Here is a 26691-nt window from a genome sequence, read left to right as displayed (position 1 = left end):
CGCAACGGCAGCGGAGTCAGGCCGTTTTTAGCAGACGTGCGTAGAAGAATCCGTCAGCATCGTGGTCACCGGGCAGCCGTTGGCGTGCGATTCCGTCGCAGTCCAGGCCGAATGCGTCGCCCAGTGGTTGCGCCTGCGCATCCGGATGCCACTTCAGGAACGCCCTCACCTGATCGACGTTCTCGGCGCGCAGGATCGAACAGGTGGCGTACAGCAGCACCCCGCCCGGGCGCAGCATCGACCAGCAGGCTTCCAGCAGGCGTGCCTGCACACCGACCAGGGCCTCGATGTCCTCGGCACGGCGGTGGAACATGACGTCCGGCTGACGGCGGATCACGCCGGTGGCCGAACACGGCGCGTCCAGCAGGATGGCGTCGAACAGGGTGCCATCCCACCAGGCACCGGGATCACTTGCGTCCGCCACCCGGGTCTGCGCAGCTTCGCCCACGCCGGTGCGCACATAGGTATCGCGGGCGCGCGCCAGGCGACGGGCGTCGATATCCAGGGCCAGCAGCTGCAGGGTCGGGTCACGTTCGAGCAGGTGCGCCGACTTGCCACCGGGGGCCGCGCAGGCGTCCAGCACGCGGGCGCCGGGCGCCGGCGCCAACGCGTCGGCAGCACATTGCGCCGACAGGTCCTGCACCGACAGCGCGCCGTCGGCGAAGCCCGGCAGCTGGTTCACCGCGATGGGCGCCGCCAGGCGCAGCGCATCAGCGCTGAGCGGGCTGGGCTCGGCGGCGATACCGGCCTCGGCCAGCACCGCCAGGGCCTTGTCGCGGCCACCGTGCTGGCGGTTGGCACGCAGCCACAGCGGAGCCGGTTGCAGGCTGGCGGCGAAGATCGCCTCAGCCTGGCCCGGCCAATCGCGCTCCAGGGCATCGGCCAGCCAGTCAGGGAACGCATCACGGGCCGGCTGCTCGGGGAACCCCTCGCGCTGCGCACGGCGCAGGATCGCGTTGACCAGGCCGGCCTGGCGCTCGCGGCCCAGCGCGCGCGCGGCGTCAACAGTCGCCGACAGGGCCGCATGCGCCGGCAGTTCCAGCACGTCCAGCTGGGCGAACCCGACCATCAGCAGCGTGCGCAGGTCGGCATCGCGTGCCGACAGCGGCTTCTGCATCCACGACTGCAACGCCGCGTCGTAGGTGCTGCGCCGGCGCAGCACGGCAAAACACAGCGCTTCCAGCAGCGCACGGTCACGGCTGTCGGCCAGCTTCGGCAGTGCCCAGGCCAGTTCGGCCTTCAGCGAACGGCCGCGGGTGAACACCTGCGCCAGCACGCGCGCGGCCAGCATGCGGGTGGCTGCGCCCGGCGCGGCCTTGGCGATGGAGAAATCGTTCTGCTTCGACACCGCTTATGCCCCCACGCGCAGGTCGCGGCGGGCGTTGAGGTAGTCGGCGGCGGTGATCGCCTTGCCGCCTTCACGCTGCAGCACGCGCAGGCGCAGCGCGCCCTGGCCGCAGGCAATGTCGATGCCCTCGCGGCCGGCGGCCAGCACCGTGCCCGGTGCCTGGCCGTGGGCCAGGTCCAGCGCCACGGCACCATGGATGCGCACGCGCTCACCGGCCAGCGTGGCCTCGGCGATCGGCCACGGGTTGAACGCGCGCACGGTACGCGCCAGCGCCCCGGCGTCCTGCGCCCAGTCCAGCTTCGCTTCGGCCTTGTCCAGCTTGTGCGCGTAGGTCACGCCCTGCTCCGGCTGCGGCCGCGCGATCGGCTTGATGCCGGCCCGCAGCAGGCCCAGCCCGTCGGACAGCACCTGCGCGCCCAGCTCGGCCAGCCTGTCGTGCAGCTGGCCGCCGGTATCGGTCGCGGCAATCGGCAGTTCCTGGTGCAGCAGCACCGCGCCGGTATCCAGGCCGGCTTCCATCTGCATGAGGCAGACACCGGTCGTTTCGTCACCGGCCTGGATCGCGCGCTGGATCGGCGCGGCACCGCGCCAGCGCGGCAGCAGCGAAGCGTGCACGTTCCAGCAACCATGGGGCGGGATGGCCAGCACCGCCTTGGGCAGGATCAGGCCATAGGCCACCACCACCATCAGGTCCGGCTGCAGATCGCGCAGCTGCTGCTGTGCGGCTCCGTCCTTCAGCGACTCGGGCTGGTAGACCGGAATGCCACGGGCCACCGCTTCCAGCTTGACCGGCGACGGCGCCAGGCCACGGCCGCGGCCGGCCGGGCGGTCCGGCTGGGTGTAGACGGCCACGACCTCGTGGTGGCGCGCGGCGGCGCGCAGCGACGACACCGCGAATTCCGGCGTACCGGCAAAGACAATCCTCATGGCTACCCCACTTGCAGGATGGATTCGTGCAGGAAAGAAAACGGCGCCGTCGGCCGGCGCCGTGCAGCCTGCGCCGTGCGCAGGCACGGGCCACCCGGCGGGTGGCCCGGATGGGCGATCACGCCACGTGCTTGCGCTGCTTGGCCAGCTTCTTGCGGACCATTTCGCGCTTGAGCGGCGACAGGTAATCAATGAACAGCTTGCCGTCCAGGTGGTCCATCTCGTGCTGGATGCAGGTGGCCAGCACTTCACCGGCCTCGATCTGCTGCGGCTGGCCGTTGCGGTCCAGGTACTTCACGGTGATGGTGTCGGCACGGGTCACGTCGGCGAAGATGCCCGGCACCGACAGGCAGCCTTCCTGGTACACCCGGCCCCCGTCCTTGGCGATGATTTCCGGGTTGATGAACACATGCGGTTCATTCTTTTCTTCGCTGACGTCGATGACCATGAAGCGCTTGTGCACGTCCACCTGGGTGGCGGCCAGGCCGATGCCGGGGGCGTCGTACATGGTCTGGAACATGTTGTCGACCAGCTCCTGGAAGGCCGGCGTGGTGACTTCGGCGGCGTCGATCAACGCGGCCTTGGTACGCAGGCGCGGATCGGGGAACTCGAGAATGGGGAGAAGGGCCATGGCTGTTTCCGGATATAAGGGCCGGCACGCCGGCATACGTCGCAGATTCTAGCTCCAACGCTTGCCTTGCGCCCCGGTTTCTGGACTATAGTGCGCGAACCTGTTGGGGAATCAGGGCTTCACACCTATGTTGCTTCGTTTTCGTACGGTCGTCGCCGCGGCGATGCTGACCGTGGCTGCCTATGCTACCGCCGTGGAAGTGAATGGCGGGCACCCGGACACCTATGTGGTCCGAAAAGGGGACACGCTGTGGGATATCGCCGCGCGTTTCCTGCAGAAGCCCTGGCTGTGGCCGGAGATCTGGCAGGCCAATCCGCAGATCGCCAACCCGCACCTTATCTATCCCGGTGACGTGCTGAGCCTGGCCTATCTGGACCGGGTGACCGTGGCCGCGCAGCCCGGCCCGCGCCAGGAGGCCCCGATCGATGCCATTCCGCTGGCCCAGGTCGAGCCGTTCCTGAAGCAGCTGAGCGTGGTCGACAGTGTCAAGCAGCTGCCCTACGTGGTCGGCCTGGAAGACAACCGGCTGCGCGTCTCCGGCGGCGATACCGTCTATGTCCGCCTGGCCGATGCCCAGGTCGGCCAGCGCTGGGCCGTGGTCCGCCCGACTGTGCGCTACGCCCAGCCCAAGCCGACCGAGGATCTGACCGCCAATGGCGATGTCACCCCCGGCAGCGGCAACCTGTGGAAGGCCTACAACGCCCCCAACGCGCGCCGTGGCGTGCTGGGCTACGAGCTGGCCCAGGTCGCTACCGGCACCATCACCCAGATCGCCGGCGGCAAGGTCGAAGCGTCCACTCTGGTCCTGGACAAGAACGTCGGCGGCCGTGAAGTGCGTTCCGGCGACCGTCTGGTGCCGATCGAGGCCCGCCCGTACGACCTGCAGTTCGTGCCGCACGTACCGGCAGCCGGGGTCGAAGGCGTGGATGTGCGCGTGCTGGCAGTGACCGACATGTTCACCGCCGGTGGCCCGCGCGACGTGATCGCGATCTCGGCAGGCCGCGCGCAGGGCGTGGACAACGGAACGGTGTTCTCGCTGTGGCGTCCGGGCCGTCATGTCGCGCACCGCATGAAGTACCCGACCTCCTCGCGCATGGACGACGCGCTGGGCACCGGCGCCGGCCGCGTCTCGCTGCCGGATGAGTATGCCGCGCACGCGATGGTGTTCCGCACCTTCGACAACGTCAGCTACGCGCTGGTGATGCAGGGCGTGAAGCCGGTGCGGGTGGGCTACAACGCGCTGCACCCGGACGCGAAGTAGCGTCGAGCAAGCTCGGCTCTGCAGGGGCGGTCTCCGGCAAACCCTGACGGTCACACGCGAAGGCGCCCTAGGGCGCCTTCGTTGCATCCGGCCGATAGTGGGGCAATGACCAGACAGATGGATGAGGCGCTGCTGCGCCTGGTGATGGCGGGCGGCGCATTGGCGCCACGGCGGGCACTGCTGCAAGGGGCCGAGGACGCCACGGCGGCCATCGCACGCGGCGTCGCCGGATGGCGTGAACACGGCTGCACGCCGGAGCAGTGCGCGGCACTGGAGCGCCCCGAGCCGAAGGCGTGGGCAAGCACGCTGCGCTGGCTGCAGGACGACCACCATCACCTGCTGGCCTGCACCGACCCCGCCTTCCCACCGTCGCTGCTGGAGGTGCCCAACCCACCGCTGGCCCTGTTCACGGCCGGCGACCCCAGCCTGGCCTGGCGCCCATCGGTGGCCCTGGTCGGCAGCCGCTCGCCAACACCGGGCGGCCGCGCGCTGGCGGCCCGCTTTGCCGGGTGCTTCGTCGAGGCCGGCCTGGCCGTGACCAGTGGATTGGCGGCCGGCATCGACGCCGCGGCCCACCAGGCCACACTGGACGCCGGTGGCTGCACCGTGGCGGTGATTGGCACCGGCCCGGACCGGGCCTATCCGGACAGCCATGCACGGCTGCAGGCGCGGATCGCCGCCGACGGCGTGGTGCTCAGCGAGTACCTGCCCGGCACGCCCGCGCGCCCCGGCCATTTCCCGGCGCGCAACCGGCTGGTGGCCGGGCTGGCACTGGCCACGGTGGTGGTCGAAGCTGCACAGCGCTCGGGCGCGCTGATCACCGCACGGCTGGCCGCCGAGGCCGGCCGCGAGGTCTGCGCACTGCCCGGCTCGGTGCTCAACCCGCGGGCGGCGGGCTGCCACCGCCTGATCCGCGAGGGCGCGGCGCTGGTCGAGCGTCCCGAGGACGTACTGGAGCTGCTGGCCCCCGCCCTGCGCCAGCAGCTGCCGGGCTTGCAATCGCGGCTGGCCACCCCCACTGAACAGGCACTGCCGGCGCTCCTGCCGGCGCGCTGGGCGAACGACCCTGACTACCAGTGCTTGTGGCGGGCCCTGGACCACAACCCAAGCGGTATGGATTCACTGATCACGCGCTGTGGATTGACGGCGCCACAGGTGTCCTCCATGCTGCTGGCCATGGAACTGGCGGGAATCGTGGTGTGCGTACACGGCCGCTACTGTCGAACTCCCTAGTTTCTTCACCTCCACAGCGTCGCGCGACGCAGGCCGAGGGGCAATGAAAGAGAGCATCCTGGACGTACTGCTGTACCTGTTTGAACACTATTTCAGCGAAGATGCGGACCTGATCCGTGACCGCGATTCGCTCCAGAACGGCCTGATCCAGGCCGGTTTCAGCCCAACCGAGATCAACAAGGCGTTCGACTGGCTCGACGCCCTGGCCGCGCAGCGACCGAGCATGGCCCAGGCACGGGTCGACGGTCCTGTGCGCGTCTACCACGGCCCCGAGCTGGACAAGCTGGACGTGGAATGCCGCGGTTTCCTGCTGTATCTGGAACAGCACGGCATCCTCGACGCCGACCAGCGCGAGCTGGTGCTGGACCGGGCGATGGCCCTGGACCAGGACGAACTGGACCTGGACGACCTGAAATGGGTCGTGCTGATGGTGCTGTTCAACCAGCCCGGCTCCGAGGCAGCCTACGCCTGGATGGAAACGCAGATGTTCATGGACGAGCCAGAACCCCTGCACTGACCGTACACTTGGGGGCATAGCGCATTCAGGAGCGTCCCCGTGAGCGAGTGGTTCCATGCAGAAGGCAACCGGCAGCAGGGTCCGCTGCCGGCGGAACAGGTGGTGGAGTTGTTCCGCAACAACCAGATCACCCTGGACACCCTGGTGTGGCGCGACGGCCTGCCGCAATGGCAGCCGTTGCGCAGCGTCGTGGACGAGCTGGGCCTGATCGTGCCGGCACTGGACGCGGCAACACCGCCGCTGACGCCTGACCCCACGCCGGAACCCGCGCCGCCGCAGCCACCGGTGCTGCCGCCCTCCACCCCCTATACCGCCACGGCCGCCGCCGCCGGCGTGTTGCCGCCACCGAAGAAGAAGCTCTCCGGCTGCGCCCTCACCGCGATCATCGGTGGTGGGTTGCTGCTGGTGCTGGTGCCGATCATGGCCATTCTGGCGGCGATCGCGTTGCCGGCCTACAACGAGTACACCGTGCGTGCCAAGGTCGCCGCCGCGGCCGATGCCCTGCACCCGTTGCAGGACCAGGTGCAGCATTTCGCCGATGAGGAAGGCCGTTGCCCCGGCGCCAACGACGCCGGTTTCCCGGCCCCGGGCGACTTCACCCAGGTGGGCCTGTCGGCCGTGCACATCGGCCGCTTCAACAACGGCCATTGCGGCATCGAAGCCACACTGGCCGCGCCGGGCAAGCAGATCGACGGCGACCTGCTGTGGCTGGAATACGACCGCGACAGCGGCCGCTGGGAATGCAGCGGCGAGAGCGACAACAAGTACCTGCCGCCGTCGTGCCGCGGCTGAGCCGCATGCACGACCGCGCTTCCAAGGACGATCCTACAGGGAACATGCAATGACCGAGTGGTACTACGCCGAAGGACAGCAACGCCAGGGCCCGCTGCCGGTCCAGGAGATCCGCCAGCGCTTCCAGCGCGGCCAATTGAATCTGGACACCCTGGTCTGGCGAGAGGGCATGGCGCAATGGGCCGCGCTGCGCCAGGTGGTCGACGAGCTCGGCCTGCAGACGCTGGCCGATGCCAGCACGACCGCCGCCAGTGGCGGCTTCGACCTGCGCGGCGACTACGCCGCGATCGACAACGGCAGCGCGCCCCTGCCCGGCACCGGCGCCCTCAGCAGCTCGCCCTACAGCGCCCCTGCGGCCGCCGGCGACAGCAGCCATGGCCAACCGATCGCCGGTGGCGAAGTGGTCTACGCGGGCTTCTGGAAGCGTGTGGCCGCCTACATGATCGACTACTTCGTGCTGGCCATTCCCGGCGGCATCATCGGCGCCATCATCGGTGTCGTGCTGGGCGCCAGCATGGGTGCGTTCGGCGGTGGTGATACCGCCATCGAAATCGTCGCGCAGCTGGCCAGCGCGCTGATCAACCTCGGCATCGGCATGGCGTATTACACCTGGTTCCATGCCTCGCAGGGCGGCGCCACGCTGGGCAAGATGGCGGTCGGCATCAAGGTGGTGCGCAGCAACGGCGAGCGCCTGACCAAGGGCCGCGCCTTTGGTCGCTACTGGGCGGCGATGCTGAGCAGCGTGACCCTGGGCATCGGCTTCCTGATGGCCGCCTTCACCGAGCGCAAGCAGGGCCTGCACGACATGATCTGCGACACCCTGGTGGTGGATCGCTGGGCCTTCACCGACCAGCCGCACCTGCAACGGCGCGAACTGGGCGCGGTCACCATCGCGATCCTGGTGGTGACCGGCCTGCTGACGCTGGCCGGCCTGGCCCTGCTGGTGTTCGCGGTCGGCTTCATCGCCAAGATGGCCTCCTGAACGGCCATCCTCACGCCTGGCTGCTTGACAGGGGCCGCCCGGGCGTGATTCCTCTAACAAGGTGAAACCTGAACGCCCGGCACAGTACCGGGCGTTCAGTTTATGGATTTGCCCGTGGCCGCTTCACTAATGCGGCCGTTTGCTCCACCCTAGCGGCCCCTTCCCCACGGTTCGCCCCACAGACCCTGCTGCCATGCCCAAGCACCTGCTCATCGTCGAATCGCCGGCCAAGGCCAAGACGATCAACAAATACCTCGGCAAGGATTACACCGTCCTGGCCTCGTATGGGCACGTGCGTGACCTGATTCCGAAGGAAGGCGCGGTCGACCCGGACAACGGGTTCGCCATGCACTACGACGTCATCGACAAGAACGAGAAGCACGTCGATGCGATCGCCAAGGCCGCCAAGGGCGCCGATGACATCCTGCTGGCGACCGACCCGGACCGCGAGGGTGAGGCGATCAGCTGGCACATCGCCGAGATCCTGAAGGAGCGCGGGCTGGTCAAGGACAAGCCGATGCAGCGGGTGGTGTTCACCGAGATCACCCCGCGCGCCATCAAGGAAGCGATCAGCCAGCCGCGCGCCATCGCCAGCGACCTGGTCGATGCCCAGCAGGCGCGCCGCGCGCTGGACTACCTGGTCGGTTTCAACCTGTCGCCGGTGCTGTGGCGCAAGGTGCAGCGTGGCCTGTCCGCGGGCCGCGTGCAGAGCCCGGCACTGCGCATGATCGTCGAGCGCGAGGAGGAGATCGAAGCCTTCATCGCCCGCGAATACTGGTCCATCGGCGCCGAGTGCGCGCACCCGTCGCAGCACTTCAATGCCAAGCTGATCAAGCTGGACGGGCAGAAGTTCGAGCAGTTCACCATCACCGACGGCGACACCGCCGAGGCTGCCCGCCTGCGCATCCAGCAGGCCGCGCAGGGCTCGCTGCATGTCACCGATGTGGCCAGCAAGGAGCGCAAGCGCCGCCCGGCGCCGCCGTTCACCACCTCCACCCTGCAGCAGGAAGCCTCGCGCAAGCTCGGCTTCACCACCCGCAAGACCATGCAGGTGGCGCAGAAGTTGTACGAAGGCGTGGCGATCGGTGACGAAGGCACGGTCGGCCTGATCTCGTACATGCGTACCGACTCGGTGAACCTGTCGCAGGATGCGCTGGCCGAGATCCGCGACGTGATCGCCCGCGACTACGGCATCGCCTCGCTGCCGGACCAGCCCAACACCTACCAGACCAAGTCGAAGAACGCCCAGGAAGCGCACGAAGCGGTGCGCCCGACCTCCGCCCTGCGCACCCCGGCCCAGGTTGCCCGCTTCCTGACCGACGACGAGCGCCGCCTGTACGAACTGATCTGGAAGCGCGCGGTGGCCTGCCAGATGATTCCGGCCACGCTCAACACCGTCAGCGTCGATCTGTCCGCCGGCAGCGAGCACGTGTTCCGCGCCAGCGGCACCACCGTGGTGGTGCCCGGCTTCCTGGCCGTGTACGAGGAAGGCAAGGACAGCAAGAGCGCCGAAGACGAGGACGAAGGCCGCAAGCTGCCGGCGATGAAGCCCGGCGACCGCATCCCGCTGGAACGCATCCTGGCCGAACAGCATTTCACCCAGCCGCCGCCGCGCTACACCGAAGCGGCACTGGTGAAGGCGCTGGAAGAGTATGGCATCGGCCGTCCCTCGACCTACGCCTCGATCATCCAGACCCTGCTGTTCCGCAAGTACGTGGAAATGGAAGGCCGCAGCTTCCGCCCGTCCGACGTCGGCCGTGCGGTGTCCAAGTTCCTGTCCAGCCACTTCACCCAGTACGTGGACTACGACTTCACCGCCAAGCTTGAAGACGAGCTCGACGCCGTCTCGCGTGGCGAAGAAGAGTGGATTCCGCTGATGGCCCGCTTCTGGGAGCCGTTCAAGGAGCTGGTGGAAGACAAGAAGGAATCGGTCGACCGCGCCGAGGCCAGTGGCGCGCGCGAGCTCGGCACCGATCCCAAGACCGGCAAGCCGGTGAGCGTGCGCCTGGGCCGTTTCGGACCGTACGCGGCCATCGGCAGCACCGCCGAGGACGCCGAGGAAAAGCCCAAGTTCGCCTCGCTGCGCCCCGGCCAGTCGATGCACACCATTTCCCTGGAAGACGCGCTGGAACTGTTCCTGATGCCGCGCGCGCTGGGTGAGGACAAGGGCGAACCGGTCAGTGTCGGCATCGGCCGCTTCGGGCCGTTCGCCAAGCGTGGCAGCACCTATGCCTCGCTGAAGAAGGAAGACGACCCGTACACCATCGACCTGGCCCGCGCCGTGTTCCTGGTGGAAGAGAAGGAAGAGATCGCGCGTAACCGGATCATCAAGGAATTCGAAGGCAGCGACATCCAGGTGCTGAACGGCCGCTTCGGCCCGTACATCAGCGACGGGAAAATGAACGGCAAGATCCCCAAGGATCGCGAGCCGGCATCGCTGACCCTGGCTGAGGTGCAGCAGCTGATGGAAGAAACCGGCAAGCCGGTGCGCAAGGGCTTCGGCGCCAAGAAGGCCGCGGCGAAGAAGGCCCCGGCCAAGAAGGCGGCGGTGAAGAAGGAAGCGGCACCGAAGAAGGCGGCAGCCAAGAAGGCGCCGGCCAAGAAGGCGGTGAAGAAGGCCGTGAAGAAGGCGGCCAAGAAAGCGGTGAAAAAAGCCGCAAAATAGATCCACGCTATGCGTGGATGAAGGTCAAGGCGTGCGGACCAACGGTCCGCACCCACCACCCCATCTGCACGCCGCAGGGGGATAATGAAGGCCCACGTCGGGCCTGGTTGCCGTCATGAAAGAACTCACCCTGGACTCCGCTGTCGCCACGCTCCGCGCCGGCGGCGTGATCGCCTACCCGACCGAAGCGGTCTGGGGCCTGGGCTGCGATCCCTCGCACGAAGCGGCGGTGCACATGGTGCTGCGGCTGAAACAACGCCCCATCGAGAAAGGCATGATCCTGGTCGCCGCCGACCTGCCGCAGCTGGAAGGCTGGGTGCGCCTGCAGGCGCTGCCCGACGCCCGCCAACGTGCCGTGCTGGCCAGCTGGCCCGGTGCCAACACCTGGATCCTGCCGGCCGGTCCTCGGGCGCAGCCCTGGGTCACCGGCGAGCACAGCGGCATCGCCGTGCGCATCAGCGCGCATCCGCTGGTGGCCGCCCTGTGCAATGCCTGGGGCGGCCCGCTTGTGTCGACCAGCGCCAACCTGGCCGGTGAACCGCCGGCGCGCCGCCGCGAAGAGCTGGATCCACGCCTGCTGCGCCTGCTTGATGGCGTGCTTGATGGCCAGACCGGCGGCCTGGCCCAGCCGACGCCGATCCGCGATGCGCTCAGCGGCAACGTGCTGCGCTCGTGAGCCGACGATTGCACGGTTCCGGACAATCCCGCACCCTGCTGCCATGAACCTGACACGCACCGCCCTGGGTCTGTGCCTGCTGCTGCCGTGGGGCGCAGCGCCGGCCGCCGACGACGTGCGCGTGTACCGCTGCGTGGCCAGCAACGGTGCCGTGGCCCTGCAGGACAAACCCTGCAGCAATGGGCGGCAGGAAGTCCGCGACCTGCAGCGCCCGCGCGATCCGCCGCCGAGAGTGGTCAGCAGCGACACCCCGCCACCACCGCCCAGCGCCACGCCGGCCATCGGCGGGCGCGAAGTGCGCCACGTCTACATCCAGCCGCCGCAGCCGATGTACGAATGCGTGAGCGACGACGGCCGGCGCTACACCAGCGACAGCAACGAGGGCAATCCGCGCTGGGTCCCGTTGTGGACCAGCATCTGGTTGCCGCACGGGTACCCCGGCGGCGGCCATCCCGGTCCGCGCCCGTCCATCGGTGGGCCGGTGGGTCGGCCCATCGGCGGAGGCGCCGGGTATCGTCCGCCCACGGTCGGTGTCGGCGTGGAGATACCGGCCGGCAGCGTGCTGGTGCGCGACACCTGCCACGCCCTGCCGCAGCAGGAAGTGTGCGCACGCCTGCGTGACCGCCGCTGGGAACTGGACCGCCGCTACAACAGTGCGCTGCAGAGCGAACGCACCACCATCAGCACCGAACAGCGCGGCATCGACGCACGCCTGTCGCAGGACTGCGAGCGCTGAGCGCAGCCTGTACGCTGTGCGCATGAACAGACTGATCTGGCTGGCCCTGGCCGTGTTGCCCGGCGCTGCAATGGCCGAAGAAGGCGTGATCTACCGCTGCACCTCCGGCAGCAGCGACGTTCCGACCCTGCAACGTACGCCCTGCCCGGCCGGCAGCCAGCAGCAGGTCCTTCGCGTACCGGCGCCGGCCAATGCCGAACCGGCCGTGACCGAACCCTCACCGGTACAGGATCCCGCCGCGGCCGCCGTTTCCGGGGCCAGCGGAGCGGCTGCACCGGCTGCGCCCCCGACGGCGCCACGGCGCGCGGACGAAGGGCGCACGATCATGGAAGCGGGCATGGTGGAAGCCGAAGGCGGCGATCAGATCCTGGACAGCGCAGCGCTGCACCACGATGCCGAGGCGCGTGCCGCCAGCGACGGGCCGCCGAGGCCGCCGCTGCCCCCGATCTTCCAGTGCACCGACAGCCAGGGCGGCGGCTACCTGCACGAATACGAGGCCTCGCCGGCACGCTGCGAACTGATGACCGTGCAGGGCCTGGGCGGTGCAACGCCGGTCAATGCGGCCAGCTGCGAAGTGGTGCGCGACACCTGCGAGGAGCTGCCCGAGGCACAGCGCTGTGGCAGCTGGCAGCAGCGCTTCCGCGACGCACGCGGCCGCGAGCGCTTTGCCGCGCCGGAGAACCGCGAACATGCCCAGGGCGAGCGCGAGCGGTTGCAGGGTGTGCTGGAGGCCAGCCATTGCCCGGTGCCGGGATGACCGCCACCCGGTAGGGCCGGCCGCTGGCCGGCAGCCACATGATGTTCAGAGGATTGCAGTTGCCGGCCGGCGGCCGGCACTACCGAGACCCGAGACCCGCGATCAGAACCCGTAACGCAGGAATCCACCATCCACGGCGATGCATTCGCCGGTGACATAGCTGGCTGCCGGCAGGCACAGGAAGCCCACGGCCGCCGCCACTTCCTCCGGCTCACCGATGCGACGCATCGGCGTGCGGTCGATCACCTCCTCGTAGTAGTCCGGGTCCGACAGTGGGCCGGAGGTTCGCCGCGTGCGGATGTACCACGGCGCCACGGCATTGACCCGGATACCGTCCTCGGCCCATTCCACGGCCAGGTTGCGGGTCATCTGGTGCATGGCCGCCTTGGTCATGCCATAAACCACGCCACTGCGCACGTGGGTCAGGCCGGACACGCTGCCGACGTTGACGATGGACGACGCGGCGTGGCGCGCCAGCAGCGGATGCGCGTAGCGCGACAGTTCGAACGCCGAGAACAGGTTGGTCTCGAAGATGTTGCGCCATTCGTCCTCGGTGTATTCGGTCGCGGGCCGGGTGATGTTGCCGCCGGCGTTGTTGACCAGGATGTGCAGGCCATCGCTGTGGTCTTCCACCCAGTCGAGGATCTGCCGGCGGTCTTCGTCATCGGAGACATCGGCGGCCAGCGCATGCACCTGCATCTGCGGATGCACGTCCAGCAGTTCGTCGCGTGCGGTCTCCAGCATGTCGATATCGCGCCCGACGATCATCAGGTCGGCGCCAAAGCCGGCCAGTTCGTGCGCGATGGCCAGGCCGATGCCGGCGCTGGCGCCAGTGATCAGGGCCGTCTGGCCATCCAGGCGCCACCGTTGCTGGGTCATGTGTTCTCCCGGGCCGCGCCCGCTGTGTTCCGATGCGGCAAGGATACGCGCTCACGGCGGCCCCCTGCCGGGGATGCGACACTGCGGGCACGCCCGTCATGGAGTGCCGCCATGCGCATCCTGAACCTGTCCACGCCCCTGCTGGCTGCCGTGCTGCTGTGTGCCTGCCAGCGCCCGCCCGCACCGAACCCGGAACAGCCGCCGGTGCCGAAAGCGATGTCGCGCGCGATCAACGAACCACTGGACCGCGCCAAGGGGGTGCAGAAGACCCTGGACGATAGCGACACGCGCGAGCGCAAGGCCGAGGCCGACGCGACGCAGTGACCGGTGGGGTCAGAGCTCTTTGCGCCGCAAAGGGATCCGACCCCATGAATGAAAACGCCCGGCCTGGGCCGGGCGTTCTCATTCGATACCGTTGCTGGTCAGAACCCGCAGAAGCAGTACGCCAGCGCCTTCACCGGCGCGCCGTTGCCCTTCTCGCGGGCCGCGTTCTCGACGAAACGCAGCTGCGTGTCCACTTCCGGCATCGTGCGGGCCAGCATCATCCGCGCCATGCCCGAGTCGGACAGCATCCACGCACCGGCACGGCTGCCGGCGAAACCGCTGACGAACTGCGCGAACGGCGTGGCCGCCTTCTCGATGTAGCGCACGCGGTAGGCGTCGGTCTTGCCGAGCTTGGCGCGGCCGGCCGCATCGGCCACGGCATCCTTCAAACCACCGAAGGCGTCAACCAGACCGCGCTCCTTGGCCTGGGCACCGCTCCACACGCGACCACGGGCCACTTCATCGATGGCCTCGACCGGCTTCTTGCGGGCCTCGGCGACACGGCCGGTGAAATCGGCGTAGCCCTTGTTGATCACCGACTGGATGACCTGGCCAACGGCCGGGTCCATCGGGCGGGTCACATCGAACGCACCGGCAAAGCGGGTGGTGCCGACACCGTCGGTATGCACGCCGATCTTGTCCAGCGCGCGGCTGAAGTTGGGAATCATGCCGAAGATGCCGATCGATCCGGTGATGGTCGACGGATCGGCATAGATGCGGTCGGCATTCATGCTGATCCAGTAACCCCCCGATGCGGCCAGGTCGCCCATCGATACCACCACCGGCTTGCCGGCAGCCTGCAGGGCCACCACTTCACGACGGATCTGCTCGGAGGCGAAGACTTCGCCCCCTGGAGAGCTCACGCGCAGCACCACCGCCTTGACGTTCTCGTCATCGCGCGCAGCACGCAGCAGCGCCGAGGTCGATTCGCCACCGATGCGACCGGCAGGCAGGTCACCGCCGCTGATTTCGCCGGCGGCGACCACCACGGCCACCTGCGGACGCGAGTCCACCGGGTTGCGACGTGCGTCGAGCAGGGCCAGGTAGCCGCCGAAATCGACATTGCGGAAACCGCCGTCGGCATCGTCATCGGCCACGCCGCGCTCGATCATCAGATCCTCGAATTCCTCGCGGGTCTTCAGCGCCGTCACCAGCTTCTGCTGCAGGGCGAACTTGGCCAGATCGCCACCGGCGGCGGCGACGCCTTCGGGCAGCGTATCGATGCCCGCAGCCAGCTGTGCCGGGTCCAGGCGGCGCGCCTTGGCGATATCACCCAGGTAGCGCTGCCACACATCGTTCATCCAGAACAGGTCGGCTTCCTTGGAGGCCGGCGAGGCGGCGTCGAGCACATACGGCTCGGCCGCGGACTTGTACTCGCCCACCTTGAACAGGTGTACGTCCACGCCCAGCTTGTCCTGCAGGCCGGTGCGGAAGTACTGGCGGTAACGGCCCAGGCCTTCCAGCACCACCGAGCCCATCGGGTCCAGATAGACCTCATCGGCCTGTGCGGCCAGCAGGTACTGCGACTGGCCCATGCTCTCGCTGTAGGCCACCAGCTGCTTGCCCGAGGCGCGCAGGTCCTGCAGCGCGGCGGCGACTTCACGCAGCGAGGCAAAGCCGGATGGCTGCAGCTTGTCCAGCTCCAGCACTACCCGCTCGATCTTCTTGTCTTCCTTGGCCGACTCGATCACCCGCAGCAGGTCGCGCAGCTGGATCTCTTCGGCACTGTTGTCGCCCACTGCCTTGGCCAGCGCGCGGCTGACTGGATCAGCGCTGAACTGCTCGACCAGGCGGCCTTCCGGCGCGATCACCAGGGTGGTCCGGTCCTGCAGCGATTTGCTGGCACCGGCGCCCATGCCGGCAGCGACGATGAACATCACCAGCAGCAGGAACAGCAGGCCGAAGAACAGCAGGTTGAGGATCAACCGGCGGGTGAAGTTCATGACGTCCCACAGCCCGATGAAGAAACTGGCGACGGGGTTGCGACGCGCCGGGGGCAGCGGGGGCACGGGTTGATTCATGGAACGCTCCGGATGGCTTCTTGCCGTGGTACCAGCATAGCCGCTGCCGCGTGATGCAGCATCGGACACAAGTCAGGGGATCGCCCGCCAGGGGTGAATATGGCGGGCGCGGAAGGTCAGGACAGCATCGACTGGCCGATGCGCAGGCTGCTGCGGCGCAGGCGCCAGCCCATCAGGATGGCGGCGGCGGTCAGGCCGACGATCAGGCCGATCCACATGCCCTGCGGCCCCATGCCCAGGCCCAGGCCGAGCCCGGCACCGAGCGGCATGCCCAGACCCCAGTACGCGAACATGGCGATGAACATCGGCACGCGGGTGTCCTTCAGGCCGCGCAACGCGCCGGCCGACAGCACCTGGATGCCATCGGGGAACTGGAAGGTCGCCGCATACAGCAGCAGGGTCGAGGCCAGCCCGGCCACCGCCAGATCGTTGGTGTAGACGCCGACGATGGCGTCGTGGCCGAACAGCAGCACCGCCGCCGACAAGGTCTGCGTGCCCATGATGATCGCGTAGCCGGCCCACGCCGCACGGCGCACGCCGAAGCCATCGCCACGGCCGACCGCATGGCCCACGCGCACGGTGGTGGCCTCGGCCACCCCCATCGGGATCATGAAGCACAGCTGCGCGACGTTGATCGCGATCTGGTGTGCGGCCGCCTCGTTGGCACCGAGGCGGCCGATCAGCAGCGCGGTGACGATGAACAGACCGCCTTCCATCAGCACGGTGATGCCGATCGGCAGGCCGGTACGCAGCAGGTCCCAGATCGCCTTCCAGCGCGGGCCTTCGAAATGCGAGAACAGCTGCAGGTGAGCAAAGCGCTTGGTGAACCACAGGTAGGTGGCGAAGGCGATGGCCTGCAGCCACATCATCACCGCCGAGGCGATACCGAGCCCTTCGGCGCCCATTTCCGGGAAACCAAGCTTGCCGTTGGCCAGCACATAGCCCATTGGCGCCAGTACCAGCAGGCCACCGAAACCGAGCAGCATGGTCGGCAGCGTCCAGTGCATGCCTTCACTGAGGTAGCGCATGCAGAAGTACAGGGTGAGCGCCGGACCGCCCCAGCGCACCGCATGCAGGAACGCGGTCGCTCCCGGCACGATGTCCGGCGCGATGCCGAACGCCGGCAGCAGCGGCGGCACCACGGTGAGGAAGGTGAACATGATCAGGCCCAGGCCCAGCGCCAGCCACAACGCCTGGCGGAACAGCGGGCCGATCTCGCGCTCGCGGCCGGCGCCATGCAGCTGCGAGACCGAGGCGGTAAGCGAGATGAGCGTGCCGATCGGGATCAGCATCGGCAGCCACAACAGTGCGGTACCGATGGTCACCGCGGCCAGGGTCGCCGTGGCGTGGTGGCCGGCAATCACGTTGTCGACGAAGGAGATCAGACCGGTGGATACGTGGCCCAGCACGAGCGGCAGGGCGAGCAGACCGGTGGCGCCGACTTCCTTGCTGAAGCGCGGCGTGGAGGTTGCAGTAGACATAAGGTGCTTGACGCGAACTACGGTTGCGCGCGAAGGGCACAGGCACCGGGTTGCGGCCGGTCATCTTACGCGCGCCGCGCGCGCATTCCCATGACATGGCGTGAATGCCGGGCTTCAGCAGCCCCGCACAAAAGGGGACGGAGGGGATTAAGTCGTTTCAGGCCCATTAGTGCCGGATGCGACTTAATCCCCTCCGTCCCCTTTTTTACTGGCCGGCCTGGCGCTTGAGCCAGGCGTCGCGCTCGGCGGCGGGCACGGCGAGGAAGGCGCTGCGTACGGCGTCGCGCTCCTGCGGCGGCGTGCGCTGCGCGACCAGGGTCAGCTGGGCCAGCTGCGCCGGGCTGAGCTGGCGCAGCACGGCCAGTGCGGTCTCCCGCTGCTCCGGCGGCACGAACCCGAACAGCCCATGCAGCTTGGGAAACTCCAGACCCAGCTGCGGGCCCAGCCGCCAGCCTTCACGGAAGGCCTGGTCCTGCGCCTGGAACTGTTGGCGCAGGCGTTGCTGCTGGTCGGCCGGCAGCGCATTGAAACGCGCAGCCGCTTGGCGGATGCGCTCGCGCTCGCCTTCCGGCAACGCGCGCCAGGCGGCGTAATCGGCGCGGCGCTGGCGCTGCTGCTGCGCATCGAGTTGGACAAAGGCCGACGGCGCAGCGGTCGATGCCGGCAGCGCGGCCGGTGCGGCCGGCGACGGTGCCGGCAACGGCACATTCAAGGTCTGCGGCGCGGCCGAAAGCGACAACGGCAAGGCCAGCAGCAGGCTGGCGAACACGGTCTTATTCATCGGCGGCGGTGGTTTCCAGCGTGGTGCTGGCCGGCTCCGGCCGGCTCGGCTTGGATTGCGACTCGTCCACCGGCAGCGGTCCGCCGGCGGCCGTCCACGCATACAGATCGGCGTCGGCGACCAGCGGATAGTCGCGGTCGCCCAGCATCGTGGCGTCATCCGTGGCCTGGACCGGGGTCGCCACCGGCGGGACGTTGACGGTGCTCGGCGGCAGCGCTTCCACTGTGACCGGACCGGCCTCGCCCACCACGCCTTCGGGCAGCGGCGCATCACTGCCGAACGAATGGCCCTGCCAGTGGCGCCAGCCGAGGGCGGCGACCAGCAGCACGGCCACAGTCACCAGCAGGATCAGTGGGCCGCGCCAGCGCGGCTTGGCATTCGGACGCCGCCGCTTGCCATGGGCAGGCGCACGTTCGTCGCGCTGTGGTGCGCGCCAACTGGTGGTGGGGGCTTCAGTGCTGGCCACCGCTGCAGCCGGCTGCTGCAGCTGCTGCAGGCGCTTGGCCGGCAGGTCACGGATCCGCCCCTGTACCTGTTCGGCCAACTGGCGCCAGGCCGAGGCATCGGGCTGGCCATGCACATCACGCGGGCAGGCATCGGCCAACAGATGCTGGTAACCCGCCTCGTCCTGGTCGAGTACGCGCATGGCAATGCCCTCGTCCAGGCTGCCGCCCACCCGCAGCAGCAGAGCCAGGCGCGGCAGGGGCGCCATCTCGCCCAGCGCCGCCAACGGCGGCTGCCATTGCCCGCCCACCGGCTCACGCAGCGCCTGGCGCTGGCCCAACAGGGTCCAGAACCGGGTCGGCCACTGCGCCATCGGCAGATCACTGGCCACAGCGGCGAAGGCACGCATCACGGCCACCAGGGTCTGCTCGGCACGCGCGGCATCGCCGCACTGCAGCTCGGCCACCACCAAGGCACGGCGCTCGACGCCGCGCAGGAACGCCGCCAGCGCGCCGGCCGCGGTCGAGGAAACAGGGGCGGGCACAGCCGTCATCGGTCACTCCAAAGGTCTGCCGGCATGATAGCGGCAGCCCATTGGCGCCCGGCAGGACTTGCGCCAACCGCTGCTTCGTGCTGCAGGTTGTGCACAGCACCACGCCCCCTGCGGGGAAAACTGGGGCATCCAGCTGAATTCACTCTGTTTCAGCAATGTTTCACACCCAAGTTGCTGTTTTCAAAGGCTTTTAATGTGTGGCGATTTTTTGACCAACCCGAGGGCAAGGCTGTCGCCATCAGCCTCACACGCGCCCGTCGACCGGTAACGCACAACGTTATCCACAGAATGTGTGGATAAGACTGAATCTCCAATGGACACCGATATTTAGGTGACATTTATGATTCCCGGGGCGTCGCTCGACCGCCTCCGGCGCCTACCATCCGCGTGCGCATGGCCCGTTACACTGGCCCGATGTTTGCCCCCATTCCGACTCTGCAGGTCGCCCTGCCCGTCCCGCTGCCCCGCCTGTTCGACTACCTGTCGCCGCAGGGCGGTGACCCGGAGGTGGCCGTCGGCTGCCGCCTGAAGGTGCCATTCGGCAACCGTGAACTGGTGGGTGTGGTCGCCGGGCACAGCCACAGCGAAGACGGCCAGGGGCTGCGCCAGGCGCTGGCCTGGTGCGACGGCCAGCCGCTGCTGCAGGGCGAACTGTGGCAGAGCCTGCAGTGGCTGGCACGCTATACCCACGCACCGCTGGGCGAAGTGGTGAATACCGCCCTGCCCGGCCCGCTGCGCCATGGCGAACCGCTGCCCGACACCCATCACTGGGGCTGGCAGCTGACCGCCGAGGGCCGCGCACAGCGCGACAAGCTGCGTGCCGGCAGCCGCCCCCGCCAATTGGCCGAACTGCTGGCCGAGGCCATCGTCGATGAAGACGTGCTGGGCGAACGCATGCAGGACTGGCGCACCGCCGCGCGCAGCCTGGCCAAGCGTGAACTGGCCGAGCGTGTCGCGCTCAGCGTGGCACCGCAGCATGCGCAACCGCTGCCCGGCCCCACCCTCAACCCCGACCAGGCCGAGGCGGTGGCGTCGATCAACGCTGCTGAAGGTTTCCAGCCGTTCCTGCTCGATGGCGTGACCGGCAGCGGCAAGACCGAGGTCTACCTGCAGGCGATCATCCACTGCCTGGCGCAAGGCCGGCAGGCGCTGGTGCTGGTGCCGGAAATCGGCCTCACCCCGCAGACCCTGGCGCGCTTCCGCGGTCGCCTCGGCATCGCGGTGCATGCGCTGCATTCGGGCCTGAACGACAACGAGCGCGCGCGGGTCTGGGCGGCGGCTTCGCGCGGCGAGGCACGGGTGATTGTCGGTACGCGTTCGGCAGTGTTCACGCCGTTGCCGCAGGCCGGCCTGTTGATCGTCGATGAAGAACACGACGGCAGCTACAAGCAGCAGGACGGCATCCGCTACCACGCGCGCGATTTCGCCCTGGTGCGGGCCAAGGCACTGGGCATCCCGGTGCTGCTGGGCAGCGCCACCCCTTCGCTGGAAACGCTGCACAACGCCTATGCCGGGCGTTACACCCACCTGCGCCTGAAGCAGCGCGCCGGTGATGCACGACCACCGCGCGTGCGCATTCTGGATGTGCGCAAGCGGCCACTGCATGACGGCCTCTCGGCCGATGTGCTGGCCGGCATCGGCGAACACCTGCAGCGCGGCCAGCAGGTGCTGGTGTTCAAGAACCGCCGTGGCTACGCACCGGTGCTGCTGTGCCACGACTGCGGCTGGACTGCGCCGTGCCAGCGCTGCGATGCGCCGATGACCGTGCACGGCGCTGGCCGTCGCCTGCAGTGCCATCACTGTGGCGCGCGACAGCCGGCACCGCTGGCGTGCCCGGCCTGCGGCAGCCTGGCCTTGCAACCGCAGGGCATCGGCACCGAACGCCTGGAAGAGCACCTCACTGCCGCATTCGCCGATTTCCCGGTGGTCCGCATCGATCGCGGCACCACCTCACGCCGTGATGCGCTGGAGCAGCAGCTGGCGAAACTGGGCGACCAACCCGGCATCCTGGTCGGCACGCAGATCCTGGCCAAGGGCCACGACCTGCCCAAGCTGACTCTGGTGGTGGTGGTCGGTATCGACGAGGGGCTGTTCTCGGCCGACTTCCGCGCCAGCGAGAAACTGGCCCAGCAGCTGATCCAGGTTGCAGGCCGTGCAGGCCGCGCACGTGATCCCGGCGAGGTCTGGCTGCAGACCCACCACCCAGGGCACCCGCTGCTGGAAACGCTGGTCAGCGGTGGCTACCACCCGTTCGCGCAGGCTGAGTTGAACCAGCGCCAGGCTGCGGGTTTCCCACCGTTCGCGCATCTGGCGCTGATGCGCGCCGAAGCGCAGCAGGTCGAACATGCCAATGCCTTCCTGCTGGCGGCACGGCAGCTGCTGGGCGAACAGGCGGTGGTGGACGCGTACGGCCCCATGCCGGCACCGATGCCGCGCCGCGCCGGCTACCAGCGCACACAGTTGTTGTTGTCGGCGTCGCAGCGCCCCCCGCTGCATGGCGTGCTGGCGCAGCTGGTGCCGCAGCTGTATGCGCTGCCGGAAGCACGCAAGGTGCGCTGGTCGCTGGATGTGGATCCAACGGATCTTTATTGAGGCCCCTCGCACCGTAGCGCCGGGCCGTGCCCGGCGGACCTTCGTACACCGCGTTCGCCGGGCATGGCCCGGCGCTACCCGCGGGGTCACCGCGATCCGGAACGCCGGCGCTTACGTCATCGGTGACATCACGCCACGCTGGTACGCCGGTCGCTCACGCAGGCGGGCGTACCACTCGGCCAGATGCGGTAGTTCCGGGCGCTGGATCGGCAGTTCGAACCAGGCATAGACCAGCGCACCGAGCGGAATGTCGCCCATCGCGAACTTCGCGCCCGACAGCCACGGCTGGGTGGCCAGCGTGGCATTGGCCATGGCGAGATAGTCTCCGGCACGCACGATGGCGGCATTGATGCGCGCCTCGTCACGGTCGGCCGGGGCGGTGCGCATGATGCCCCAGATCAGTTCGGAGTACAGCGGCGCCATCCGCGAAGTGCTCCAGTCCATCCACTTCTCGGCCTGCGCACGCTCCATCGGGTCTTCGGCATACAACGTGCCCAGCGCATAGCGTGCGCTCAGGTAGCGCACGATGGTGTTCGATTCCCACAGCGGAAGGCCGTGGTCCTCGATCACCGGCACCAGTCCGTTCGGATTCATCGCCACGTACTCGGCTGACTGCGTGCCGCCATGGCTGCCGCCCACCTCGATGGACTGGTAGGGCAGGCCGATCTCCTCGGCACACCACAACACCTTGCGGACGTTGCTGGAATTGTGACGTCCCCAGATCTTCAACATGCAGGTTTCCTTGCTGGCAATGCGAGCGGCAACGATACGCCTGATCCGCGCGGGTGTGTGCGTGCTGGATGCTGGATCTGGTGGCCGGGCATTGCCGGCCAGCGGCCGGTACTACCGGTTCTTTTTCGGCAGCGCGCGCACGTAGGAGGATTTGCCGTCCTTCTTCAGCTCGAACAGGCCAATGGCCGCCAGCAGGTCACTGAGTTTGCCGTAGCCGTAATTGCGCGAATCGAACGAGGCCTGGTTGCCGATCTGGCTGCCGACCGGCCCCAGATGCGACCAGCCGTCCTCGCCTTCGGCCGCCGACACCGCGCGCCTCAGCATCTTCACCAGCCGGGTGTCGCTGCGCATTTCCGCGCCGCTCTTGCGCGGGCGCGCATCGTCGCTGGGCAGCGGCTCGTTCGATGTCTGCTCACTCGGCGCCTGCTCGACATCCGGCACACTGGCATGGGTCTGGCCCAACGCTTCCAGGTAGGTGAACTTCGAACACGCGTTGACGAACGGTTCCGGTGTTTTCTTTTCGCCGAAGCCATACACCTTCACGCCGTCGGTAAGCAGGCGCATCACCATCGGAGTGAAATCGGCATCGCTGGAAACGATGGCAAATCCATCCAGGTTGCGCGCGTACAGCAGGTCCATGGCATCGATCACCATCGCCATGTCCGAGGCATTCTTGCCCTTGCTGTAAGCGAACTGCTGGATCGGGCGGATCGCATACTCGTGCAGCACCGCTTCCCAGCCCTTCAATCGCGGGCTCTTCCAGTTGCCATAGGCGCGACGCACGTTGGCCACGCCATAGCGCGCCACTTCGGCCAGGACTTCGTCGATCTTCGAGGCCGGCGCATTGTCGGCGTCGATCAACAGGGCGATGCGCTTTTCCGGTTCGCTCATGGGCTCCTCAGGGGCATGTGCCTGAACCCGAGTATCGCCGATCCTTGCAGGCGCTGACGTGACAGGCGGCCGGCGTGCGAAGATGCCAGGCGCTTCCCCCAATGCCCCCACTGGAGTGAGTCGATGAGTCGTGAGCGCGTTCCCCACCTGGTCGTTGTCGGCGGCGGTTTTGCCGGTCTCTGGGCCACCCGTGCCCTGGCCCGCGAGCGCATACGCATCACCCTGGTCGACCGCCGCAACCATCACCTGTTCCAGCCGCTGCTGTACCAGGTGGCCACCGCCGGCCTGTCCGCGCCGGATATCGCCGCACCGCTGCGCCACATCCTCGGCCACCAGCGCAATGTGGAAGTCCGGCTGGGCGAAGTGGTGGCCATCGACAAACAGGCCCGGCAGATCCGCATGGCCGATGGCAGCACGCTGGACTACGACAGCCTGCTGCTGGCCACCGGTGCTACCCACGCTTACTTCGGCAACGATCAGTGGGCCGATGATGCGCCCGGCCTGAAGACCCTGGACGACGCCATCGCGCTGCGCCGCAAGCTGCTGCTGGCCTTCGAACGCGCCGAGGCCGAGCCGGACCCGACCAAGAAGGCGGCGTGGTTGAGTTTCGCCATCGTCGGCGGCGGCCCCACCGGCGTTGAACTGGCCGGCACCCTGGCCGAGATCGCACGGCACACGCTGCGCAACGAATTCCGCCACATCGACCCGGCCAGCGCCAAGGTGCGGTTGGTCGAAGCCGGGCCTCGCGTGCTGTCCTCCTTCCCGGAAGTGCTTTCGCTGAAGGCGCGCCGGCAGCTGGAAAAGCTGGGCGTGGAAGTGCTGACCGGCACCCCGGTAAGCGACATCGACAGCCAGGGCTTCAAGCTGGGCGATCAGTTCGTGCCGGCACGCACCGTGGTGTGGGCCGCCGGCGTGGCCGCCTCACCGCTGGCGCGCACGCTGGAGGTGCCGCTGGACCGCGCCGGGCGCGTGCAGGTGCAGCCGGACCTGACCCTGCCCGGTCACCCGGAGCTGTTCGTGGCCGGTGACCTGGCCGCACTGAGCCAGGCCGACGGCAAGCCTGTACCCGGCGTGGCACCGGCCGCCAAGCAGATGGGCAAGTACGTGGCCGAGGTGATCGGCGCGCGCCTGCACGGCAAGCCCGAACCCGGTCCGTTCACGTATGCCGACTACGGCAACCTGGCCACCATCGGCCGCATGGCCGCGATCGTTCATCTGGGCCGCCTGCAGCTGTCCGGTGTGCTGGCCTGGTGGTTCTGGCTGGCCGCGCACGTGTTCTTCCTGATCGGCTTCCGCAACCGCATCGTGGTGCTGCTGAACTGGGCGGTGGCGTACTGGAGCTACCAGCGCAGCGCGCGCATCATCTTCGGTGATGACCAGGACGACCGACGGCCGAAGCGGTAGAGCCGCAGCCTGTTCCTGTAGAGCCGAGCCCATGCTCGGCTGCACCTCGTGCGGACTGCAGAAGCCGAGCATGGGCTCGGCTCTACGGCGCCTTCGGCTTCGGGTACCACAGTGCGTTGACGATGACCCAGCGCTGGTCGAAACGCCCCATGTGGAAGTAGTCGACGAACCACGGGGTTTCCAGCCGCACCGAGGCCGCGTTGCCGGTCACGTCCAGCACCGTGCAGCGGCGATCCCATTGATCCTTCGGGGTCTTCAGCGCGCCCTGTTTCGTCGACGAGACCAGCTCTTCCTTCGACATCCGGCGCAGGCCCAGGCGCTCGTCGGGTGTATCGCCGAGCACAGCGCGCTTGGCCAGGTCCGGATGCAGGGAACGGGCGACGCGCTGCGGGTCGGCTTCCAGCTGGCCGTCCACGTAGTCGTGGCAGGTCGCTTCGATGGCCGCGAGGGTGGCCGGGTCGGCGGCGGGGCTGGTTGATGCGGAGAGAGCGAACAACAGGGCAACGGCGGACATCCGGGTCTCCAGCGCTGAGGGCTGGGCGATCATGGCATGGGCGCACGCGCCCATCCACGCATGGCGTGGATCTACTGTAGAGCCGAGCCCATGCTCGGCTGATCCTCGTCGCCACTCCAGCAGCCGAGCATGGGCTCGGCTCTACAGAACAGCCTCGGCAGGCGCCTGCAGCCAGGCCAGCTTGCGTTCGCGCGGCTGCTGCTTGAGCTGCCATTCGGCGCGCGAGGCGGCGGCGCGGTCCGGGTATTCGCGCACGGCCAGGATGCGCAGCGGCGGCCGGGCGCGGGTGTAGCGGGCACCCTTGCCGGCCTGGTGGGCAGCGAAACGCGCGTCCACGTCAGTGCTGATGCCGGCGTAGAAGCTTCCATCGCGGCATTCGAGCAGGTACAGGAACCAGGGGCGGAGGGACGGGGCCATGGCCGGATTATGCCGTGCTGCACTGCAGCGGATATACTGGCGCCCGAATGCAGGAGAGAGGCGCCGCGCTGGCGCCCGCCGAAGGCGCAGGCTCCCATGATCGCTCAGGCCGGTGGGCTGGAATCCCACCAACCATGCATTCGACTCGCCGAGCTGGAGAGAGGTCACCGGGCATGCCCGGGACGATCCGCCGAAGGGGCACGCGGCCTACGCCGCTGAACTCTCAGGCAAAAGGACAGCGGGAGCGGCACCGGTCATCGTCATCACGTCATTGCGCAGGCAGTGGCGGTATACGCGCATGGCCGGCCCCACCGCGCCCGGAGCCTGCCCCATGCTGCTTTCCATCATCTACCTGATCGCCATTTCCGCCGAAGCCATGACCGGCGCGCTGTCCGCCGGCCGCCGCCGCATGGACCTCTTCGGCGTGGTCATGATCGCCTGCGTCACCGCCCTCGGCGGCGGTTCGCTGCGCGACATCCTGCTCGGCCACTACCCGCTGGGCTGGGTGAAGCATCCCGAGTACCTGGGCTTCACCGTGTGCGCGGCGCTGATCGCCACCTGGGTGGCGCGCTGGATGCACCACTTCCGCCGCACCTTCCTGGTGCTCGATGGCCTGGGTCTGATCGCCTTCACCCTGATCGGCTGCTCGATCGCGCGTGAGGCGGGCCATGCCACGCCCATCGTGTTGATTGCCGGCATGCTGACCGGTGCGTTCGGCGGCGTGCTGCGCGACATCCTCTGCAACGAGGTGCCGCTGATCTTCCAGAAGGAGCTGTACGCAATCATCGCGCTGCTGACCGGCGCGGCGTATCTCCTGCTGCTGCACTGGGGCGTAGCCGACGCCACTGCCATCCTGTGCTGCCTGGGCGGCGGCTTCGCGATGCGCCTGCTGGCGATCCACTACCGCTGGGAAATGCCGAAGTTCGTGTATCACGACGAAGTGCATTGAACGATGGCGTGTTCGCCGGGCATGGCCCGGCGCCACCCTTCGAGCCCTGCACCACCCCGGCGATGTACCTGGCGCTGTCGCACATACGCAGCGCCAGGCGCATCGCCGGTGCGGACGGGCCGGTCTCCAACTCCGACCGGCCCTGATCGCGGCCGCACCCCCGCAGGCGCTGGCCGCCATCCAC

Annotated in this window: 26 protein-coding genes and 2 riboswitches; of the genes, 14 read left to right on the top strand and 12 right to left on the bottom strand. The window is 68.4% G+C overall.

Translation table 11 applies throughout. The annotated features are described in order from the left end of the window. Positions 1-16: 16 nt before the first annotated feature. The 3 genes from rsmB to def all read right to left on the bottom strand — a co-directional run bounded on the left by rsmB (position 17) and on the right by def (position 2906). Complete coding sequence (gene rsmB / locus LZ605_RS18025; protein ID WP_249842744.1) at positions 17-1348, bottom strand: 16S rRNA (cytosine(967)-C(5))-methyltransferase RsmB; 1332 nt, start codon at positions 1346-1348, stop codon at positions 17-19. 3 nt (positions 1349-1351) lie between these two features. Further along, on the bottom strand, positions 1352-2275 hold the full coding sequence (gene fmt, locus LZ605_RS18020) for a methionyl-tRNA formyltransferase (protein ID WP_249842743.1): 924 nt from the start codon (positions 2273-2275) through the stop codon (positions 1352-1354). A gap of 118 nt (positions 2276-2393) precedes the next feature. Continuing rightward, on the bottom strand, positions 2394-2906 hold the full coding sequence (def, locus tag LZ605_RS18015; RefSeq protein WP_107231889.1) for a peptide deformylase: 513 nt from the start codon (positions 2904-2906) through the stop codon (positions 2394-2396). 127 nt (positions 2907-3033) lie between these two features. On the opposite strand from def, the gene LZ605_RS18010 reads away from it, so the two are divergent. From LZ605_RS18010 to LZ605_RS17970, 9 genes are all read left to right on the top strand, one after another. Beyond that, the gene (locus LZ605_RS18010) at positions 3034-4167 is read left to right on the top strand and encodes a LysM peptidoglycan-binding domain-containing protein (protein WP_249842742.1); all 1134 of its coding nucleotides are present in this window, start codon (positions 3034-3036) and stop codon (positions 4165-4167) included. A gap of 105 nt (positions 4168-4272) precedes the next feature. Continuing rightward, on the top strand, positions 4273-5400 hold the full coding sequence (dprA, locus tag LZ605_RS18005) for a DNA-processing protein DprA (RefSeq protein WP_249842741.1): 1128 nt from the start codon (positions 4273-4275) through the stop codon (positions 5398-5400). A gap of 43 nt (positions 5401-5443) precedes the next feature. Next, the gene (locus tag LZ605_RS18000) at positions 5444-5917 is read left to right on the top strand and encodes a DUF494 family protein (protein WP_057497164.1); all 474 of its coding nucleotides are present in this window, start codon (positions 5444-5446) and stop codon (positions 5915-5917) included. A gap of 39 nt (positions 5918-5956) precedes the next feature. Then, a complete protein-coding gene (locus LZ605_RS17995; protein WP_249842740.1) occupies positions 5957-6709 on the top strand; it encodes a pilin in 753 nt (250 codons plus the stop codon). A gap of 49 nt (positions 6710-6758) precedes the next feature. Next, positions 6759-7691 (top strand): RDD family protein, encoded by a 933-nt coding sequence (locus LZ605_RS17990; RefSeq protein WP_249842739.1) that lies wholly within the window; start codon positions 6759-6761, stop codon positions 7689-7691. Positions 7692-7884: 193 nt separating this feature from the next. Further along, positions 7885-10356 carry a DNA topoisomerase I gene (locus LZ605_RS17985; protein WP_107231884.1) on the top strand — a complete coding sequence of 824 codons (2472 nt, stop codon included), beginning with the start codon at positions 7885-7887 and terminating at the stop codon, positions 10354-10356. A gap of 115 nt (positions 10357-10471) precedes the next feature. After that, positions 10472-11032, top strand: a complete 561-nt coding sequence (locus LZ605_RS17980; RefSeq protein WP_249842738.1) for a Sua5/YciO/YrdC/YwlC family protein — start codon at positions 10472-10474, stop codon at positions 11030-11032. 43 nt (positions 11033-11075) lie between these two features. Then, on the top strand, positions 11076-11768 hold the full coding sequence (locus LZ605_RS17975) for a DUF4124 domain-containing protein (protein WP_249842737.1): 693 nt from the start codon (positions 11076-11078) through the stop codon (positions 11766-11768). Between the two features lie 22 nt (positions 11769-11790). After that, the gene (locus LZ605_RS17970) at positions 11791-12525 is read left to right on the top strand and encodes a hypothetical protein (protein WP_249842736.1); all 735 of its coding nucleotides are present in this window, start codon (positions 11791-11793) and stop codon (positions 12523-12525) included. A gap of 102 nt (positions 12526-12627) precedes the next feature. Here LZ605_RS17970 and LZ605_RS17965 read toward each other — a convergent pair whose 3' ends face one another. Then, on the bottom strand, positions 12628-13404 hold the full coding sequence (locus LZ605_RS17965; protein ID WP_249842735.1) for an SDR family oxidoreductase: 777 nt from the start codon (positions 13402-13404) through the stop codon (positions 12628-12630). A gap of 111 nt (positions 13405-13515) precedes the next feature. Here LZ605_RS17965 and LZ605_RS17960 point away from each other — a divergent pair, with 111 nt between their 5' ends. Next, complete coding sequence (locus tag LZ605_RS17960; protein WP_249842734.1) at positions 13516-13728, top strand: hypothetical protein; 213 nt, start codon at positions 13516-13518, stop codon at positions 13726-13728. 98 nt (positions 13729-13826) lie between these two features. Here the strand turns inward: LZ605_RS17960 and sppA are convergent, their stop codons facing one another. From sppA to LZ605_RS17940, 4 genes are all read right to left on the bottom strand, one after another. Continuing rightward, positions 13827-15749, bottom strand: coding sequence for a signal peptide peptidase SppA (sppA, locus tag LZ605_RS17955; protein WP_249842733.1), 1923 nt, complete (start codon positions 15747-15749; stop codon positions 13827-13829). 116 nt (positions 15750-15865) lie between these two features. After that, positions 15866-17230, bottom strand: coding sequence for an MATE family efflux transporter (locus LZ605_RS17950; protein ID WP_032129679.1), 1365 nt, complete (start codon positions 17228-17230; stop codon positions 15866-15868). A gap of 205 nt (positions 17231-17435) precedes the next feature. After that, complete coding sequence (locus LZ605_RS17945; RefSeq protein ID WP_249842732.1) at positions 17436-18011, bottom strand: DUF3106 domain-containing protein; 576 nt, start codon at positions 18009-18011, stop codon at positions 17436-17438. Beyond that, positions 18004-19008: a hypothetical protein gene (locus LZ605_RS17940; protein WP_249842731.1), complete on the bottom strand. Its 1005-nt coding sequence runs from the start codon at positions 19006-19008 to the stop codon at positions 18004-18006. Before LZ605_RS17940 ends, LZ605_RS17945 begins: the two co-directional genes overlap by 8 nt. A 414-nt stretch (positions 19009-19422) precedes the next feature. Between LZ605_RS17940 and LZ605_RS17935 the strand changes: the two genes are divergently transcribed. Further along, complete coding sequence (locus LZ605_RS17935; protein ID WP_249844943.1) at positions 19423-21600, top strand: primosomal protein N'; 2178 nt, start codon at positions 19423-19425, stop codon at positions 21598-21600. Between the two features lie 111 nt (positions 21601-21711). Here LZ605_RS17935 and LZ605_RS17930 read toward each other — a convergent pair whose 3' ends face one another. Together LZ605_RS17930 and LZ605_RS17925 are read right to left on the bottom strand one after the other, a co-directional pair. Further along, positions 21712-22332, bottom strand: a complete 621-nt coding sequence (locus tag LZ605_RS17930; RefSeq protein WP_107231874.1) for a glutathione S-transferase family protein — start codon at positions 22330-22332, stop codon at positions 21712-21714. Positions 22333-22443: 111 nt separating this feature from the next. After that, the gene (locus LZ605_RS17925) at positions 22444-23223 is read right to left on the bottom strand and encodes an NYN domain-containing protein (protein WP_249842730.1); all 780 of its coding nucleotides are present in this window, start codon (positions 23221-23223) and stop codon (positions 22444-22446) included. A gap of 123 nt (positions 23224-23346) precedes the next feature. Here LZ605_RS17925 and LZ605_RS17920 point away from each other — a divergent pair, with 123 nt between their 5' ends. After that, positions 23347-24627 carry an NAD(P)/FAD-dependent oxidoreductase gene (locus LZ605_RS17920; protein WP_249842729.1) on the top strand — a complete coding sequence of 427 codons (1281 nt, stop codon included), beginning with the start codon at positions 23347-23349 and terminating at the stop codon, positions 24625-24627. Positions 24628-24709: 82 nt separating this feature from the next. Here LZ605_RS17920 and LZ605_RS17915 read toward each other — a convergent pair whose 3' ends face one another. Together LZ605_RS17915 and LZ605_RS17910 are read right to left on the bottom strand one after the other, a co-directional pair. Then, on the bottom strand, positions 24710-25141 hold the full coding sequence (locus tag LZ605_RS17915; RefSeq protein WP_249842728.1) for a nuclear transport factor 2 family protein: 432 nt from the start codon (positions 25139-25141) through the stop codon (positions 24710-24712). 141 nt (positions 25142-25282) lie between these two features. Next, positions 25283-25558, bottom strand: coding sequence for a GIY-YIG nuclease family protein (locus tag LZ605_RS17910; RefSeq protein WP_249842727.1), 276 nt, complete (start codon positions 25556-25558; stop codon positions 25283-25285). A 40-nt stretch (positions 25559-25598) separates the two neighbouring features. Beyond that, positions 25599-25688: riboswitch (glycine riboswitch) on the top strand. A gap of 13 nt (positions 25689-25701) precedes the next feature. Next, positions 25702-25807: riboswitch (glycine riboswitch) on the top strand. Between the two features lie 82 nt (positions 25808-25889). On the opposite strand from LZ605_RS17910, the gene LZ605_RS17905 reads away from it, so the two are divergent. After that, positions 25890-26507 (top strand): trimeric intracellular cation channel family protein, encoded by a 618-nt coding sequence (locus LZ605_RS17905; protein ID WP_107231868.1) that lies wholly within the window; start codon positions 25890-25892, stop codon positions 26505-26507. Further along, entirely contained in the window at positions 26504-26653 is a 150-nt protein-coding gene (locus LZ605_RS17900) for a hypothetical protein (RefSeq protein WP_249842726.1), read from the top strand. Before LZ605_RS17905 ends, LZ605_RS17900 begins: the two co-directional genes overlap by 4 nt. Positions 26654-26691: the final 38 nt, after the last annotated feature.

It is taken from the genome of Stenotrophomonas maltophilia, assembly GCF_023518235.1.
Taxonomy (GTDB): domain Bacteria; phylum Pseudomonadota; class Gammaproteobacteria; order Xanthomonadales; family Xanthomonadaceae; genus Stenotrophomonas.
Note: the sequence above shows the minus strand (reverse complement) of the source record. Positions and strands in the feature narration are given on the sequence as shown.